Origin of the sequence: Romboutsia weinsteinii, from assembly GCF_002250835.2 — a bacterium.
GTDB lineage: Bacteria > Bacillota > Clostridia > Peptostreptococcales > Peptostreptococcaceae > Romboutsia_A > Romboutsia_A weinsteinii.
The window spans coordinates 1-17,417 of sequence record NZ_NOJY02000026.1 but is presented as its reverse complement, the minus strand read 5'-3'; the positions used below and the strand labels follow the sequence as shown (position 1 = coordinate 17,417).

The 17,417-nt window shown below is 27.1% G+C and carries 15 protein-coding genes and 1 riboswitch; of the genes, 1 reads left to right on the top strand and 14 read right to left on the bottom strand.

All coding sequences use genetic code 11. The features are described 5' to 3' along the window. Nucleotides 1-43: 43 nt before the first annotated feature. Nucleotides 44-1,342, bottom strand: coding sequence for a conjugated bile salt MFS transporter (locus CHL78_RS13305; RefSeq protein WP_094367378.1), 1,299 nt, complete (start codon nt 1,340-1,342; stop codon nt 44-46). Between the two features lie 277 nt (nt 1,343-1,619). On the opposite strand from CHL78_RS13305, the gene CHL78_RS13300 reads away from it, so the two are divergent. Beyond that, complete coding sequence (locus tag CHL78_RS13300) at nt 1,620-2,009, top strand: 4Fe-4S binding protein (protein ID WP_094367379.1); 390 nt, start codon at nt 1,620-1,622, stop codon at nt 2,007-2,009. Between the two features lie 164 nt (nt 2,010-2,173). Here CHL78_RS13300 and hdhA read toward each other — a convergent pair whose 3' ends face one another. The 13 genes from hdhA to CHL78_RS13235 form a co-directional block, all read right to left on the bottom strand. Then, nucleotides 2,174-2,959, bottom strand: coding sequence for a 7alpha-hydroxysteroid dehydrogenase (gene hdhA / locus CHL78_RS13295; RefSeq protein ID WP_094369381.1), 786 nt, complete (start codon nt 2,957-2,959; stop codon nt 2,174-2,176). A gap of 263 nt (nt 2,960-3,222) precedes the next feature. Then, entirely contained in the window at nt 3,223-4,914 is a 1,692-nt protein-coding gene (locus tag CHL78_RS13290) for a GHKL domain-containing protein (protein ID WP_158540700.1), read from the bottom strand. Between the two features lie 53 nt (nt 4,915-4,967). After that, nucleotides 4,968-5,672: a LytR/AlgR family response regulator transcription factor gene (locus CHL78_RS13285; protein WP_094369379.1), complete on the bottom strand. Its 705-nt coding sequence runs from the start codon at nt 5,670-5,672 to the stop codon at nt 4,968-4,970. A 55-nt stretch (nt 5,673-5,727) separates the two neighbouring features. Then, nucleotides 5,728-5,910 (bottom strand): aspartyl-phosphate phosphatase Spo0E family protein, encoded by a 183-nt coding sequence (locus CHL78_RS13280; protein ID WP_094369378.1) that lies wholly within the window; start codon nt 5,908-5,910, stop codon nt 5,728-5,730. A gap of 242 nt (nt 5,911-6,152) precedes the next feature. Then, complete coding sequence (locus tag CHL78_RS13275) at nt 6,153-8,027, bottom strand: GGDEF domain-containing protein (protein WP_094369377.1); 1,875 nt, start codon at nt 8,025-8,027, stop codon at nt 6,153-6,155. 4 nt (nt 8,028-8,031) lie between these two features. After that, a complete protein-coding gene (locus CHL78_RS13270) occupies nt 8,032-8,349 on the bottom strand; it encodes a hypothetical protein (protein ID WP_094369376.1) in 318 nt (105 codons plus the stop codon). A 44-nt stretch (nt 8,350-8,393) separates the two neighbouring features. Beyond that, nucleotides 8,394-8,477: riboswitch (cyclic di-GMP riboswitch) on the bottom strand. 222 nt (nt 8,478-8,699) lie between these two features. Next, nucleotides 8,700-9,197, bottom strand: coding sequence for a PTS sugar transporter subunit IIA (locus tag CHL78_RS13265; RefSeq protein ID WP_094369375.1), 498 nt, complete (start codon nt 9,195-9,197; stop codon nt 8,700-8,702). Between the two features lie 95 nt (nt 9,198-9,292). After that, complete coding sequence (locus CHL78_RS13260) at nt 9,293-10,876, bottom strand: PTS transporter subunit EIIC (protein ID WP_094369374.1); 1,584 nt, start codon at nt 10,874-10,876, stop codon at nt 9,293-9,295. Nucleotides 10,877-10,924: 48 nt separating this feature from the next. Continuing rightward, complete coding sequence (locus CHL78_RS13255; RefSeq protein ID WP_094368780.1) at nt 10,925-12,112, bottom strand: MalY/PatB family protein; 1,188 nt, start codon at nt 12,110-12,112, stop codon at nt 10,925-10,927. Nucleotides 12,113-12,219: 107 nt separating this feature from the next. After that, nucleotides 12,220-13,725, bottom strand: coding sequence for a fructose-specific PTS transporter subunit EIIC (locus CHL78_RS13250; protein ID WP_094368781.1), 1,506 nt, complete (start codon nt 13,723-13,725; stop codon nt 12,220-12,222). 21 nt (nt 13,726-13,746) lie between these two features. Then, entirely contained in the window at nt 13,747-14,178 is a 432-nt protein-coding gene (locus tag CHL78_RS13245) for a PTS sugar transporter subunit IIA (RefSeq protein WP_094368782.1), read from the bottom strand. Then, nucleotides 14,168-16,048 (bottom strand): BglG family transcription antiterminator, encoded by a 1,881-nt coding sequence (locus CHL78_RS13240; RefSeq protein WP_094368783.1) that lies wholly within the window; start codon nt 16,046-16,048, stop codon nt 14,168-14,170. Before CHL78_RS13240 ends, CHL78_RS13245 begins: the two co-directional genes overlap by 11 nt. 187 nt (nt 16,049-16,235) lie before the next feature. Continuing rightward, on the bottom strand, nt 16,236-17,417 hold a 1,182-nt coding region (locus CHL78_RS13235), incomplete at its 5' end, for an MATE family efflux transporter (protein ID WP_116041505.1).

Below are 17,417 nucleotides of genomic sequence, written 5' to 3'. Positions count from 1 at the left end.
TTTACAATGTCCTTATTTGTATTTAATATTTTCTTTTCAATATTTATTTTCTTAAAGATTGCATTCTTTCTTCATTGATTTTTTTCATATTTATACTTACTAATATTACAATTATATATCCTAATATTATAGAAGCTAACATTGTGCTCCATCCTGCAAAGTATCCCACTTTATCAACAATAAATCCAAATATAGAAGACCCTGCTGCAAATCCAATTGCAAACATCAAATTAACTATACCTAGTATAGCACCGTATTCTTTTTTTCCAAAGAATATACCGGTTAAATATGCAGGTCCCATCATATAAGCAAATACTGATAGACCCTTAAGAGTTGCAAACCCAAAAGCTAATTGAGGTATTTGTGGAGCAAATATTAAACATACACATGCTACACCGGCTAATGCAAAAGCTACAATTAATGTTTTTACAGCTCCTAATCTATCAAATAAAAAACCTCCAACTATATTTCCAAATAAAGAAAATAAAGCAAATGTAGAACCAACAAATCCTACAAATGTCGCACTTAATCCTAGGTGTCCTCTAAGATAGGCTGGATACTGAACTGCCAGTGCAGATACATAGATACCTATGAATATAAACCCTATTGAAAATAACCAGAAGTATTTACTTTGTTTAACTTCAGTTAGACTGTATCCCCACTCTATCTTATGATCATGCTCATGTTTATTATCATGATCATTATCTTTTTTACTTTTGTTCTTAGCTCTAACTACTTCATTATGATCTTTAGGCATCCTAATCATTAATAGTGTAACCGGAATACCAACCACAAGAGATAATATACCAAATAATAAGTATGATCTACTATACCCTTGACTTACTAATGAATATGCTACTAATTGTTGAAGAAATATATTCCCAATTGAACCTCCAGCAAAAGCTAATCCCATAGCTTTACCTTTTACTTCTTCACCAAACCAAGCATTAATAATAAGAGGCACACCTATTGCTGATATTGCTGCTGTACCAATTTGTGAAATTCCTGCAAATATATAAAATTGCCATAGGCTATGAGCAAAATAAAATGCTAAGAATCCACCGCCAGATAATATACAACCTACTAAGAACATCAACTTGGCACTTATCCTTGAGTATAAATATCCTATTATAGGTGATGCAACTGCCGATATAACTGTACCTATTGTAAATAATAGAGAAAATGATGCCAAAGTAAACCCTTCACCTTCAACTACGTAACTTACAAATTGTGGCTGAATATTAGATGCTACTCCAAAAGGTATCGCCTGAATAATCATACATCCTATAACAATCATCCAACCCATTGTAAATTTTTTATTACCATTTTCCAACTTATCCATATGATAGCACTCCTCTTTATGTTACATTTTACTAATCTATTTATATCCTCTATATTTTACAATTTCATCAAATTTTATTATGTATATGATATTTTTTATATAATTTATTTTAATATATCCATTTTAACCAATTTAATAGTAATGTATTTCATTATTTATTGTACCTCAGTTAGTTTTTTAATTGATTTTGTATTTGTTATCCAATACACTTAAATTATCAACGGGGATTTTGATAGTACATAATTTTAATAAATTAATTTTCAAGGGGGAAATGAATATGAAGAAATTAGTAGTAAAAGACAGGTCTCAATGCCAGGATTGTCTAACATGTGAGATAGCTTGTTCAGAAGCATTTTACAAATCTTATAAGCTAAACACATCATGTATAAAAATTGATTTAAAAAAAGATAATTCTTTAAATGTTAAAGTATGTAATCAATGTGGAGTATGCGCAAAGAAATGTCCTGAAGGCGCTATCAAAGAAAACGCTAAGGGAGTATATATGATAAACAAAAAACTATGTACAGGATGTCTTGTATGTGTTGAATCATGTCCAAAGGGTATAATAGCAAAAGTTGAAGATAAACCGACTCCAAGCAAATGTATTGCATGTGGTATTTGTGTTGATGCTTGTCCTATGGGAATTCTTGATGTACAACAAGGCTAGTTATATATTTTATTTAGTGTAAAACAATTATAATAGCTATTTTTCAATTATTATCAATTCAAAATATAAAAGAGTATAGATAGTTTTGAATACATTCAAATTTATCTATACTCCAATACAATGACTATATGTTTATATATATTAACTTATATCTACTCTAGATATTACTTAATATAATCTGAATATTGAGGTGTTGGAATACCATAACCTCCTGCAACCTCTAATATATCTCCTGTTATAAATGATGAATCATCGCTTGCATAGAATAACACTGCTTTAGCTATATCTTCTGGTTCTCCCATACGATTTAGAGGTACATGTCTTAAGAATGATTCAATAAATTCCTCATTCATATTACTTAATGCAGCCTTAGTAGCTATAAGACCTGGTAAAACAGCATTACATCTAATATTATTTCTAGCATACTGAGTAGCAATATTTTTTGTCAGTGAATTTATTGATGACTTTGATACAGTATAAGCAGTTCTTGAAAGATCTGGAATAACTGAACCTATACTAGATATATTAACAATACTTCCTCCACCATTTTTTATCATATATGGAACTGCTACTTTACATGGTAAGTATACACTTTGTAAGTTATCTTTTATTATATTAAAAAACTCATCCGTATCTCCATTTACTAAGTCCTTATCAAGTTCTACATTTGTACTACCATAATTATTTACCAAAATATCTATTTTGCCTTCATTATTAATTACTTCCTCAATCATAGAAGTATATGTTTGCTCTTCTCTTGCATTAAAATAAACAAATTTAGCACTTCCACCATCTGATTTTATTTCTTTTACAACTTCATTGGCCAATTCTCCTGAACGAGCAGCTATATAAACTAGCGCTCCATTTTTAGCTAATATTTTTGCTGATGATAGTCCTATACCTTTTGTTGATGATGTTACTAATGCCACTTTACCTTGCAGTTTTTTCATTGTAATTTCCTCCACCAAGTTTTATATATTCAATAACTATTCTTAAACCTATGATCTTTGTAAAATTAATGAAATTTAATTTAATCTAATCTATAATTGATAATAATTTATACAATACTAGGGTTTATTATTAATTTAAATCTTTTTTTATTTATACCCATATAAAGTAGTAATATATCAGTAAACTTAAACGATAATTTAATAAAATAAAAAGACCATTATAATTAATTATAATGGTCTTTTTTATTATCATATATTTAATATCATAATATATTATTATTTTCTTTTGGTACCATTACAACCATACAAAATTCTCGATTTGATTCTTCATGCACCCAGTGCATAGTTCCATTGTATCTATTGATGGATTTTTTTATATTTTTTACACCATATCCATGAAGGTCTTTCTCAGACTTGCTAGTTATAAATCTATTTTTAGTTACTTTAGGCTTGTTATCACAGCTATTTACAATCTTTATAACAATAAAGCTATGGTTAAAGCAATAAATCTTTAAGAGTATATTTTTGTCTTTACTGTTATTGCAACTATCTATTGCATTATCTAATAGGTTATTAATTATAGTACACAGGTCTTTATCTTCTATAAAATCTAAGTCTCTAGTTCGAATTTCATGCTCAAATTTTATTCCATACTTCTCCATAATAATCATCTTATCGTTAAGAATAATATCTATTATTTTATTCCCAGTAAAATATATATATGATAACTGTTTTATATCATCGTCTATATTGTTAAGATAATCTACAACTTGATTAGCCCCTAGATTTTTTGATATTCCTCTTATGCAAATCATATGATTTTTTATATCGTGAATAATTTCCATAGTTTTGTCATATTTTTTTTCTAAAATTCTATAGTGTTGGAGTGTCGTTTTATATTTTTCATTATCTAATTTATCTTGTTTCATTTTTTTATGATTTGAAATTAAAACTCCCAAAATACCAGCAGCAATAAAAACAAATATATACATTACTAGTATATCATTAATTTTATTTTTAATCTCTTTTTCATAATCATATATACTATTATAAAATAATTCTTTTATATTTGACTCAGATATCAAACTTGTTATTACCCAGTCATATTCAGGATATAGTTTTGAGTATACAATTTTTTGATCTATTCCCCAATCGTATTCATAATTATATATCCAAAATCCTTCTCCATGATTATTAATTAATTTAAGTTCTTTTTTTAAAGGAAACTCACCTTTATCGTCTTTTCTATCTATGTATATAATCTCACCATCACCCATGCCCAGAGTATCTGTTATTTCTCTTCCATATTCACCTGTTCCACTGTAATCTGTAATTTCTTTAACCCAAATATTGTATACATTTTCTAATTTAGCATTATTAATTTTTTGTAAAAATATTTTTTTAGTATATCTTTCATAAGAATCTTTAGCAGTTCCGATTATAAATACCTTATCATCATTGTATATATCTTTTTCTAAAAAATATATATAACGCTCTATATACTTATCTAATTCGTTTTTACTATTTATTAAACTTCTATCTATACTTGAATCATTAGTGTATATTATTTGTTCTTCAGTTTTATCCCAAACAATTACGTCTAAAATTGGAAATATATAAAATAATTCTTTAATAGATTCCTCGAAATTAATAGCATTGCCTTCATTTAAGCTTGAATTATATAATTCCTCTAAAGATTTATCTAATATCTTATACGATACCTCTATATTTTTTAATAAAGTTTCTTTATCTAACTCTAAATCTTTTATTTTATTGTCTACAGTATGCTTCAACATTTCTTTTTCTGATTCCTTAACTGAGCTATACAGCTTCTCAATACTATTTAAGTGAATTTGATTTATTGCAGATACATAGTTAATTGAAGTAACAATAATAGATATTACACATATTATTGTGATAAGTAAGTAAAATTTGTATCTAAATGCTTTTTTCATAAACTCTTTCTCCTCATAAAATAATTTTATCATATGAGTATAATGTATATTAATTAAATTTCTCCAATATATTTTATAAATTTTTCCTTAAACTCTTTATACTTTCTTTGTGATACATAAATTACATCATCACTGATAAGCACTACCTTTTCTTTAGATAAACCTTTCACATACCTTAAATTAACTAAATAGCTACTATGAGGATTGGCAAATCCATATGGGTATAGCTTCTTATTCCAGTACCTTAAAGAATAATTGCTGCTATAAGTACCTGCTTGTGTATGTATCATTACCTTTCTACTAAGTATTTCTAGATATTTTATATTTTGTATTGAAATTGTTTTTAAATCTCCATCATTATTAGTTGTAATAAATATTTTGTTTTTATTTATTTCATTTATAAGATTTTTTATTTCTATATAAAATCTAGTGTCATTTATCGGTTTTAGTATATATCTAAATGCATTTACATTATATCCTTCTGGCCAGTACTTTTCTACAGCTGTAATAAAAATTATCTTTACATTTTCATTACTTTTTCTGATGATTTTTGCAACATCTATACCGTTAATTCCACCTAAATTTATATCTAGCATTATAAAATCGTACTTATCAAAACCACCATTTATAATATCTTCTCCAGAACAAAATTTATCTATATTAAATGTAATTTGTTCATTGTCTCCATATATTTTTAACATTCTTTCCAATTCTAATAATTGAAATTTATCATCTTCACAAATTGCTACATTGTACACATTTATCACCGACCATTGTTTATATTATGTTATATTCGTATAACGTTTTAGGCTATCATGATTTACTATTGATATGTTTAATCTCACGATATTGTTTTTTCATATATTCAGCTATTAATTTATCCAGCTCTTGACTTATACTAAGTACTTCTTTTTTATTTAGATTGCTAAATTCATATTTAAATATTTCAAAATATAATCGTTCCTTCAATTCCCTTATTCCATCATTAATTAACATATTGCCCCCTAAAAGTTAATTATTTCATAATAAAATTTACATTTTTTATTTTTTTTTTGCAATAATATATGTAAAAAAGATTGATTTTAACGAAAATATGATAATTTAAGTATATTTTATAACTACTTATAATAATAAATTTATTTTTTGCTGATACATATCTGATTTTTCTAAATATATTAAAAGCACTCATTTTTTATTAAAGTGAGTGCTTTTAATTATTATATACATCATTATTATTTTTATTTATTTTTATACTTTGTTATGTCATAAGAGAGTATTAAGCATGCATTTTTAGAATCTATCCACTTTATATTTGATGCTACAGCATTAAACCAAATATCGTACTTATCTAAATAAATTTCCATAGAATACTCATCTTCTTTATATTTTCTTAGTCCATTTATAGGACATGCTTCACATGATGAGTTTTTATTATTAAAAAATGACTTATAGCATATATCACCTATATTTATATTTTGATCTAAATATTTTAATTTATCATTTATATATAAAATTTCATGGCTATCTTTATCTATTACATATGCATAACATTCTATTTTATCCATGACAGCTTTTGTTATATGATAGGCATCTATAATTTTATCATGAGAATATTTTTTAAGCATAAATGTACTAATAACATTTGATATTAATGATAGTGTATCTATATCACTATCTGATAAAATATTTTCTTCATTATTTAATTCAAACCCTATATGTCCTCTATTGATATCATTCTCTATAATATCAATCTTTAGTGTATAATCATTACTACTATTAGAATGCATATCTCTATTTACCCATTCAAAATTACACCTTAAATCTTCATTTGAATAATCTCTCTCTTTTATATAAACTCTATTTAGATTAAACTTTATCCCAACTAGTTTTATTATTAAACTTATGGCAGTCGAAATATCTTTTGAGTTATATAAGATCTTAAATATATTTTCAAATATATTCTCATTAAACTTATTTATAGATTTTATATTTTGCTCTAATTCTAAAATATTATTATCAGTCTGCCTACCATTTGATACATAACTTCTATCCTTATCATAAATACTATAACAATCTTTGCCTATTTCTTTTGAATTATATAAAGCCTCATCTGCCTTTATATATAAATCTTCAAATGAGTTCCCGTCTTTAGGATACTGAGATATTCCTATACTTCCCGAAACCTTATGTTTTTTGCTATTTTCTCCTACAAAAGAGTTTCTAAATATGCTTAATATTTCTTCAGCTTTTCTTATAAGTATTTCTTCTGATTGTATGTCTTTGATTAATATAATAAATTCATCTCCACCTATTCTCCCAACTATATCAGTATCTCTAAACATGCTATTTAACTCATTCGAAATATCTACTAATACTGCGTCTCCAAATATATGGCCTAGTCTATCATTAATATTTTTAAAATTATCTATATCAACAATAAATAATGCACTTTTTTTATTTGTTCCATGTTTACTTATATATCGCTCTATTAATTCTTGAGATTTTATCTTATTATATATTCCGGTTAATGGATCTCGTTCTGATTTTCTTATGTATTCTAATTCTTTTATTTTTTTATCATTTATATCTTTGGCATATGAAATTGCTATAAATGATTTATTTTCCTCACTATAGTATGATGCCACTTGATAAGAAAACCACTTATATTCTCCTAATACTAGCAGCCTACATTCTAAACTTAAATCTTCTTCTTTTTCCAAATTTCTTGTAACTATATTATTTAAGCTAAATTTTTCTTTAAATGCTTTTAAATCATCTTTATATATAATATTTTCAATATAATTTTTTAATATAAAACTATATAGATCTTTTTGTTTGTTCCCTACTATTATATTGTCTATAAGGCCATCTGTTTTAGATAATAGCTTGTTGTTAGTTATATCAACTTCAAACATAATGTCATTAGTAGCCTCTATAATATTTCTAATCCTTCTTTCTGTATTTATAAGTCTAAAAGATTCTCTTTGCTTGGAAACCAGCAACTTGTCCAATAGTTGACTTAATTTAACTATTTCTGTATCAGTGCCATATTTACAATACAGGTCACTCAATATATCTTTTAATTCACTTATTACTTCTGATTCAGATATCATAAACTTAGACCTCCAGAGTACTGTATTTTTTATTTCGCTTTGTACATATGTTAGTATCTATTAAAAGTTTCCTTGCTATTATAATAAATTCATCTTTTTCATAAATACAACTATCAATATTTTCCTTATAAAATAAGTAATTGTATTTATTTATACAACTTACTATTTCCTTTGAAATTAAATATCTTTTATTAATCCGATATATTTCATCTATTCTTCTAAAATCTTTAATATATAAATAAATAATAAAATACGGTATTTTTTTACTCAATATTTTATTGATAAATTTAAATCTATTATACCATTTAATAATCCTTTTCATGATTTACCTCCCCAAATAAATACACAAAAACAACCGACTAAATAATTTTATTTAGCCGGTTGTACCAATATCTCCATATATTCTAGGTACCCATATACAGAATATATTTCATAGATTCATTTTATAATGTCATTATATGATACTATATTTATACTTGCCTTAACTAAATTCTAGTCTCATTTCTTTTTATAAATATATCTTACTCAATTTATTATAGCATAATTTATCCATATTTATCCTATTTAGACAGTTTATATTATACTTTGTTGGAATTTTATCAGTAATAATATAAAAGAGAGCTAGATTATACCCTAACTCTCTTCTATCTATATCTAATCATTTATTAAATATTATTTTTTTATTATTTTTATTCTATTTAGCTCTCCAACAGTAGCATTTCCCTCATTTATTTCAACAGCCTCATCTTCATTTAAATTTGTAAATACTACTATTGGCATTGAAGATTTTGCATTTTTTTCTACAAAGTTAACATCCATGTCAACTAGTTTATCTCCAACTTTAACTTCTTGGCCAACTTGTACAAAAACTTCAAATCCTTTCCCGTCTAAATTAACTGTATCTACTCCTAAATGTATTAGTATCTCTCTACCATCATTAGAAGTAATTGCTACAGCATGCTTAGTTTGAAATACAACTTCAACCTTACCTGCTACTGGTGAAAATATTTTTCCGTCTATTGTGTCCATAGCGAATCCGTCACCCATCATTCTTGTTGAAAATACTTGGTCAGGCACTTGAGATATATCTACAAGCTTTCCATTTGTTAATATTGCTATTTCTTCTGTATTTTCTTGTTTTCCTCTAAATATATTTTTAAAAAAGCTCATCTTATTCTCCTTTTATGTACTTATTATATTTTTTAATATATAAAATATATGACACCTACTTGATGTAGGTGTCATATATTCATCCATAAATTATTTTAGCTTGCTTTTGCAATACTATCTAATTCTTTTATTATCGCATTTTTTACTAAATGTACAGTAGTTCCATAGATTACTTGTATATTTTGATCATCTACTTTTACTACACCCATACATCCTGTTGATTTTAATTTATTTTCATCAACTAAACTCATATCTTTTAATATTACACGTAATCTAGATATACAGCAGTCAACAACTTCTATATTCGCAGCTCCACCAAGTCCTTCTATTGCTACTTGCGCTTTTAACTTTAAAGGATCCGTAGTATTTCCTGTATCTCCTGCTACTTCCATACTTTGGTCATATTCTCCACCTCTACCTGGAGTCTTTACATCATACTTAACTATCCACCATTTAAATAGTAAATATGATCCTATACCAAATGGTATTCCAAGAAGCAATACTATGAAGAACTTAGATTCTGGTCTTAATACTCCATATAATAACAACCCTATTAAGTTAGGTTCTGCTCCACCCATACCATTTCCAAGCATGTATGAGAACATGAAACTTAAACCATTTAGCACTGCATATATAAAGTATAATATAGGTGATGCAAACATGAATGCAAATTCTAGCGGCTCTGTTATACCAGCTATTAATATTGAGAATACTCCAGTTATTAATAAAGGCTTTATAGCATTTCTATTTGCTGGCTTAGCTGTTTTGTACATTGCAAAAGCTATTGCAGGCAATGCAAACATTGTTATTGGAACTTGTCCACCTCTTAAGAATTTAACTAACTCTACTATAGTAGTTCCTTCTGGAAGCACATTACTTGTTAAGAATGCATTGTATGCTATTCTTGATCCTTCTACTACTTCTCCAGTTGGGAAAGTATATATACCAGATACTGCAGTGTCACGTATTACTGCATTCCAAACATGGTGTAGGCCAGTTGGTATAAGTAATCTTTCTCCAAATCCATATAAGAATGGCGCAAATACTCCTGAGTTAGCAACAGCCATCGCAGCCGAGCTTATCATGTTAGATACAACTGCCCAAGCATACGGGAATAATTGGCCTAATATTACGAAAAATATTGCATTAGCTATTGGTACAAATCTATTTCCACCGAAGAAAGATATTGCCATAGGTAATTTTATCTTATGAGTTCTATTGTGTATAAATGCAGAGAATAGACCAACAACTATACCGCCTATCATACCTGTATCTATAGTTTCTATTCCTAAAATTGAAGTTATAGTCTTTTCTGTAAACATATTTGCTACATCTGGATTTAAAGATACTAAGGTTCCCATTCCCATTAAGAATGCTATGTATCCTACAAGTCCACCAAGTGCTGCAAACTCTTTATCTTCATTTGCCATAGCAAATGATAATGAAACTGCAAATAATAAAGCTATGTTACCCATTATTGCATTTGCTATTGTGTTCATTATATTAGCTACATACTGAACTGGTGCTGATGCTATAAAAGGTAGCATTTCTTTTAACTGATCATGCCATAAAAATACTGATGCTAAACCTAATACCATTGATGCAAATGATATCAATACTATTGGTAGTAGAAAAGCTCTAGAAAGCTTTTGGAAAAAATCGAATAATTTCTTTTTCATTTATGTTCCTCCTGTTGTTTTTATAATAGCTTTGTTGTTTCTAACATATTAATGATCTAAATTATTAATAAATCTTTCTAATCTAACTAAAGATTCTTCAACATTATCTCTTTGTGTTCCCAAATTAACTCTTATATAATCCTCACCATCTGCAACAAAATGCCCACCATCTTCAACTAGTACACTTTCTTGTAGAGCTAATTTACTTACAAACGCACTTGAAGTTATATTTAATTTACTTATATTTATCCAAGCTAGATATGATGATTCCATTGTCATTACTTCTAGCATAGGCATCTTTTCTCTTATTGTTGTTTCTAATAGTTCGTAATTTTCTCTTAGATAAATATTAATTGCATCTAACCAATCTCTGCAATCATTGTAAGCAGTTATTATTCCTATTATCCCAAATACATTTGGTGAAGTTATAGAGTTTTGAACTAACTTTTTTCTAAATATACTTCTTATACTCTCGCTCCTAACTACAGAGTACGAAGTCTTAAGTCCTCCTAGATTAAAGGCTTTATTAGGCGAAGTTAAAAGTATCATATTATCTAATAATTCTTCTTCTAGTTTAAATACTGATTCAAATTTACCAAAGTGAATATGCTCTGCATGAACTTCATCTGCGACTAGTATTACATTATTTTCTTTGCATATTCTTGCTACCCTTCTTATTTCCTCTATACTCCATATCCTTCCAGATGGATTATGAGGAGTACAGAACATCATAAGTTTTGGCTTATTCTCTTTTATCTGTTTTTCTAATCTATCAAAATTTATATGATATCTATTATCTATAACATCTAGCTCATTAGTAATAACTCTTACACCTTGTTTCTTAGCTGCCGATTCAAAAGGATCGTATACAGGAGTATTTAAAATTATACTATCTCCTTCTTTGCAAAAAGCTTGGATTGTGTAATGAATAGTTGATACAGTTCCATATGTTAATGTAATCCATTCTTTCTCAATATTTACATCGTGTATATCTTTTTGCCATCCTATAATTGCGTCATAAAACTCGTCATAGCAGTATGTATAACCAAATACACCTCTTTTAACTGTTCTACTAAATGCATCTTCTAACTTCTGTGGTACTTTAAAATCCATATCTGCTATCCACATAGGTATAAAATCTTCATTTACTTCTCCGAATTTAGATCTAATTATATCTATATCCCATTTTCTACATTTTTCTTCTATACGATTTGGCTTATAATTAAAATCAAACATTTATATCTCCTTACTCATACGTCATAAAATCCTTTTCCTTATTTCATTATACTTTAATTTAAAAATTTACTTCACATAAAAAAATGTCACCTGCAAGTGACATTTTTTTATTTATTATTTAATTTTAATTTCATGCTCTTGAATAAGACTACTAGCAAAGTATTTATTGCTACTCCAATTATCACAGTTATATAAAATCCTAGCATTGGAGTAATATTTCCTATTATAGGATCTACTATGCTAGCCCCTGGAGCAACTCTCTTTACATTAAAAATACATCCTATGCTTGCTGCAATTATTGCAGATATTATTTGTGCACTCATAATGGGTATTGGATCATTTACCGCATATGGTATCGCCGGTTCTGTAATCCCAAAAGATCCAACTATAATTGATGATGCTCCAGCCTCTATTTCTTCTTTATTAAATAAATTAGGCTTTATAAATGTCGCTATCCCTACAGAAATAGGAGGCATTAAATTTGTTATAGCTACAGTCCCAAAGTAAATTAAATTTCCTTGTTCCACCATTCCTAGTGCAAATAAGTAAGCAGCTTTATTTATAGGACCTCCCATATCTAGCACAGTCATTATACCTACAATCGCACATACTACTATTGTATTTTGACTAGACATTGAATTTAAATATTGACTTATATTAATAGTTACAAAGCTTGTTATAGGAGCAATTATATAATATACTACTGTAGTTATTATCAATGTTGCTAATACGGGTATTATGATGAATCCCATCAGATGATCTACATTTTTATGTACTTTTATCTTTTTTAGATACTTTACAAAGTATCCTACCAAAATTCCAACTACTATTGCTCCTAAGAAACCAGAGTTACCATTTATGCCCAATATATCTTTACTATTTGCTAAGTAACTTCCTAATAACGCTGGGGCTAAAGCTGGTTTATCAGCTATTGAGTAAGCAATATATGCACCTAATATAGGCGTCATCAGACTTATGCCTACCATACCTATAGATTGTAATATATATACAAATTCACTCAGTTCACCTTTTATTCCATATATGGATGAGGATAAAACCATTAACATTCCACCTGCCACAGCTAGCGGAATAGTATATGATATACCATGCATTATATGTTTAAATATATTATTTTTTATATTTAGGTTCTTATTAGTATTATGTATTTTTTGTTTATCATCTAATAAATTCTCTATACTAGTATACTTATTTATCTCTATATCTTTTTCTAAATTATCAATTTCATCTTTTGGAAAATGAACCTCTTCTTGCTTATAATTATTCAACTTATTTGATTTAACTTCTAATTCTAAGTCATCAAATACTCTATCAATATCTCTCAGGACTTCGTTTATATCTCTTGTTATTACTATTTTACTTTCAAATTTTTTTAACTCTTCATCAGATAAAGACCGCCCTACTGCTAATATTACACACTCAGCTCCTTCTATATCTTCGTCACTTAATTTATTTTCACAACCTAAGGCTCCCTGAGTTTCTATCTTTATATTATGACCTCTGTTGTTACCTTCTTTAATCAATGCTTGCGCAACCATATATGTATGCGCTATACCTACAGGGCAATTACTTATACCTACAATTTTTAAACTCATAAAATCACGTCCATTTATCTTTTATTGTATGATACTAAGTAAGCTTTTTTCTAGCTCATCTTTTGTATTACATTCTTGAATTTGATTTATAAACTCAACATCCATTAGATGCTTTGCTATTTTTGATATATCAACTAGATATTTATTACTCATATCCTCCTCTGCTACCGCAAAAGCTATTATTATATTTACCGCTTTATTATCTAAAGAGTTCCAATCTATCTTATTCTCTAGCTTCATTACAATAATACAACTCTCTTGTACAAATTCCCCTTTGCAATGAGGTATAGCTACTGAGTTCCCAAATCCAGTTGTAAATTGTTCTTCCCTCTTTATTAACCCCTCCAGATATAATTTTTCATCTCTAACATTGTTATTTTCTCTAGCTATACTAGCTATACTACTTAATACTTCATATTTATCTTTACAATTTATATTATATTTAACTATCATTGCTACTACTCTCCATTAATACTTGCGTAAACTTATCTAACGTTACACATTCACATAGTCTATTTACAGTATCCCCTTTTTTTATTTTTGAATTGATAAATGAAAATACATTTTTATTATTTTTTATTTCTGAGTTTAAAAAAGCTATAAATACAAGTTTAATTTTTGTACTTCCCCATTTTATTGGTTTTTCTAAGCTGCATATTGCAATTACATTGCTTCCATCATTTGATATACAATGAGGAACAGCTACTAAATCAGATATTTCTGTTGATGATATGTTTTCCCTCTTTATTACATCTACTTTATCTTTACTAGAAATAAATCCTTTTTGTACCATATCATCTGATATAAACTCAATAAGCTCCATTTTATTATTTAAATTTAACTTATAATAAAATATATCTTGTAAAAAAAGGTTTTTTAAATATTTATTAAAGTAAATTTCATTTAATTTATTTTCAATAATATCTATATCTTCATTAGTCATCATAGGTGATACACGTATTATACTATTATTGTTTATGTATCCTTTTGTACTTGTAGTTGATATTATAAAGTCTATCTCTTCAAAACTATCAAAATTAATAAAATTAAGCTGATAGCAACCGATGACCTCTATATCTGGAAAATATCTTCGTAGCTTTGTCTTTAGAAGCTCTGAGGTACCCATTCCAGTGTTACAAATTATTATAGCTCTATAACTAGTTTTTTGGTTTAACCTTTCAATAGCTGTTGCAAAATGAATTGCAATATATCCAAGCTCATTTTCATTTATCTCTACTTTAAATATATCTTCAATGCTCTTTGCCAACTCAAGGGCATAGTTAAAACTCTGAGGATAATTCATTTTAACTTGATTTAAAATTGTGTTATCTACATTAAACTTTAGGTAGTATCTATGATAAGAATTTAAAATATGATTCGTTAAGTATTTAATTAATTCTATATCCTCAGATAGAAAAACTTTATACTTTATATCTATATCTATAAGGGCTTTCATAATAATTGACCTTATATATTCTTCTTTAGGGTTTATATTTAATATAAGCTTTTTATCTGCTTTAGCTATTATGTTTGCATATAGAATTTCATCCTCATCTATGACTAAATCATAATGCTCATAAATATCTTTAATAAATGTGTCATTAAAGGTACTCGTAATATCCTTATAGTTTCCTACCACTGGTAGCTTTACTTTATTTCCATTTAAAGATCTAAAAAAACAAACTGCTATAAATTTTGATAAGTATATTATTTCATAATAATTCTTAAAAATATTGTTATCTAGAAATGACTTTTCAATGTATTTCTGTAAATATTTTATAAAGTTATCATTTATTAAATCTAAATTTTCACAAAGCTCACTATCATTGTCATCTTTGAAAAAATACTTTACACAACATTTCCTTATATTTTCCTCTTCACCTTCTATATACAGCCCCTTATATGGTTTATACATAAGTTTTATATCATATACTTCAAACATTTCTCTAACTTGTCCTATTTCATTTTGTAATGTGGACCTGCTTAAGAATAGTACTTCACATAATGAATCTAAACTAATCGGCGAATGTATTAATATGCTTCGTATCAGATCTACACTTCTTATAGATTCATCTTTAGAATCAAGATTAATACTTTGTATATATTTTTTAAATTCTTTAGTATATAAAATATTTAATTTATAACCTATACCTTTTACAGAATCTATCTTTGCACCATATTGTTCTAGCGATAAGTTTATATCTTTGATGTATCTTTTAATACTTCTTTCACTTACTCCTAGGTACTGGGCAATTTCACTACTTGTGCTATAGCTCTCACTAGAATTTAAGTAGGATATGATTATTTTGTGCTTATTGTTCATAAAATTCAACTCCACCTAGTATGATATTTTGATTCTACTATAATAAATCTGTAAGGTCAATTTCCTAAAATTTATGATTAATACTTTATATACAAATAAAGGAGCTGTATCTTAAGAATGATTTACTAATCATTTTGACACAACTCCTTATACTTAATATTATTTGATAGTTAGTATAAAAGTCTCATTATATAGTTTTAGATTTATTAATATTTTTTAGTACATAACATACTAAAAATGATATGAAATCTGAAATTGGAATAGCTAAAAATATGGCTATCTCTGGTGGAATATTCATTATATTATATCTAGAAAATATTGTTGGAAGTATTATTACTAATGGGATTAACAATATTACTTGTCTAACTATACCTAGCAAGCTAGCACGTTTCTCATCACCTGATACTTGCATAAATGTTATTTGTGTATATATAATCCCTATAAAAGGAAATCCTATTAAGATTATTCTTATAATTGGTACAGATAGCCTCATAAAGGTTATATCATCTGTAAATATTTTTGCAGCATCACTTGCAAATAACGATATTAATACAGCAAATGTTATTGAGTAAATCAAACTATACTTCATAGTCTTTGATTTTACTTCTCTCTTTTTTTCTTCATTATTACTACCTTGGTAATAAGCTATCACAGACTGTATACCTTGTGTTAGTCCTATTAAAGGTAATAATATAATCATCTGTATATTGTTACATATTGACCATACACCGATGTATAACACACTAGCATATTTTATTAATACTTTATTTATAATAAATCCTGATAAGCTGTTTAAAGCCTGCATTAAAAACTGGACAAATCCTATTTTCACTAATGATGATAGTATTTCTTTTATCTCACTCTTATCTAAACTACTCTTCTTTATCCATAAATTCTTTCTAATTAAGAATACTACAGAAAATAATAAGTAGAATATTTCACTAATTAATGTGGAAAGAGCAATCCCTTTAATCCCCATATTCAGTACGAAAGTAAAGAATATATTAAATACTAAATTTATAAGAGTTGCTGAAACCACCACTATAATTTCTATCTTGGGATATCCAAAGGCTCTTATATTATTTACTAATGTATATCCAGTCGAACTAAATACATTAAATATAATAGCTATATTTAAATATTGTTTAGCAAGATTTTTTACATGACCTGTTGCTCCTAGTGCATATAGTAGTTTATCTTGAAATAAAAAAATTATTATAGATATAAGTGCGCTAAATATAAAACTAGAATATAATCCAACCTTAAATGTACTATTTATCTTTTTATAATCCTCTTCCCCAATTCTCTTTGATATTACTATACTTGTCGATACACCAAATATTAATTGAGCTGCTATTAGTAAGGATAA

Excerpts from the sequence above, each read along its gene's own strand:
- CHL78_RS13305 (WP_094367378.1), bottom strand. The coding sequence starts at position 1,342 with ATGGATAAGTTGGAAAATGGTAATAAAAAATTTACAATGGGTTGGATG.
- CHL78_RS13300 (WP_094367379.1), top strand. The coding sequence starts at position 1,620 with ATGAAGAAATTAGTAGTAAAAGACAGGTCTCAATGCCAGGATTGTCTA.
- hdhA (WP_094369381.1), bottom strand. The coding sequence starts at position 2,959 with ATGAAAAAACTGCAAGGTAAAGTGGCATTAGTAACATCATCAACAAAA.
- CHL78_RS13290 (WP_158540700.1), bottom strand. The coding sequence starts at position 4,914 with ATGAAAAAAGCATTTAGATACAAATTTTACTTACTTATCACAATAATA.
- CHL78_RS13280 (WP_094369378.1), bottom strand. The coding sequence starts at position 5,910 with ATGTTAATTAATGATGGAATAAGGGAATTGAAGGAACGATTATATTTT.
- CHL78_RS13275 (WP_094369377.1), bottom strand. The coding sequence starts at position 8,027 with ATGATATCTGAATCAGAAGTAATAAGTGAATTAAAAGATATATTGAGT.
- CHL78_RS13270 (WP_094369376.1), bottom strand. The coding sequence starts at position 8,349 with ATGAAAAGGATTATTAAATGGTATAATAGATTTAAATTTATCAATAAA.
- CHL78_RS13265 (WP_094369375.1), bottom strand. The coding sequence starts at position 9,197 with ATGAGCTTTTTTAAAAATATATTTAGAGGAAAACAAGAAAATACAGAA.
- CHL78_RS13260 (WP_094369374.1), bottom strand. The coding sequence starts at position 10,876 with ATGAAAAAGAAATTATTCGATTTTTTCCAAAAGCTTTCTAGAGCTTTT.
- CHL78_RS13255 (WP_094368780.1), bottom strand. The coding sequence starts at position 12,112 with ATGTTTGATTTTAATTATAAGCCAAATCGTATAGAAGAAAAATGTAGA.
- CHL78_RS13250 (WP_094368781.1), bottom strand. The coding sequence starts at position 13,725 with ATGAGTTTAAAAATTGTAGGTATAAGTAATTGCCCTGTAGGTATAGCG.
- CHL78_RS13245 (WP_094368782.1), bottom strand. The coding sequence starts at position 14,178 with ATGATAGTTAAATATAATATAAATTGTAAAGATAAATATGAAGTATTA.
- CHL78_RS13240 (WP_094368783.1), bottom strand. The coding sequence starts at position 16,048 with ATGAACAATAAGCACAAAATAATCATATCCTACTTAAATTCTAGTGAG.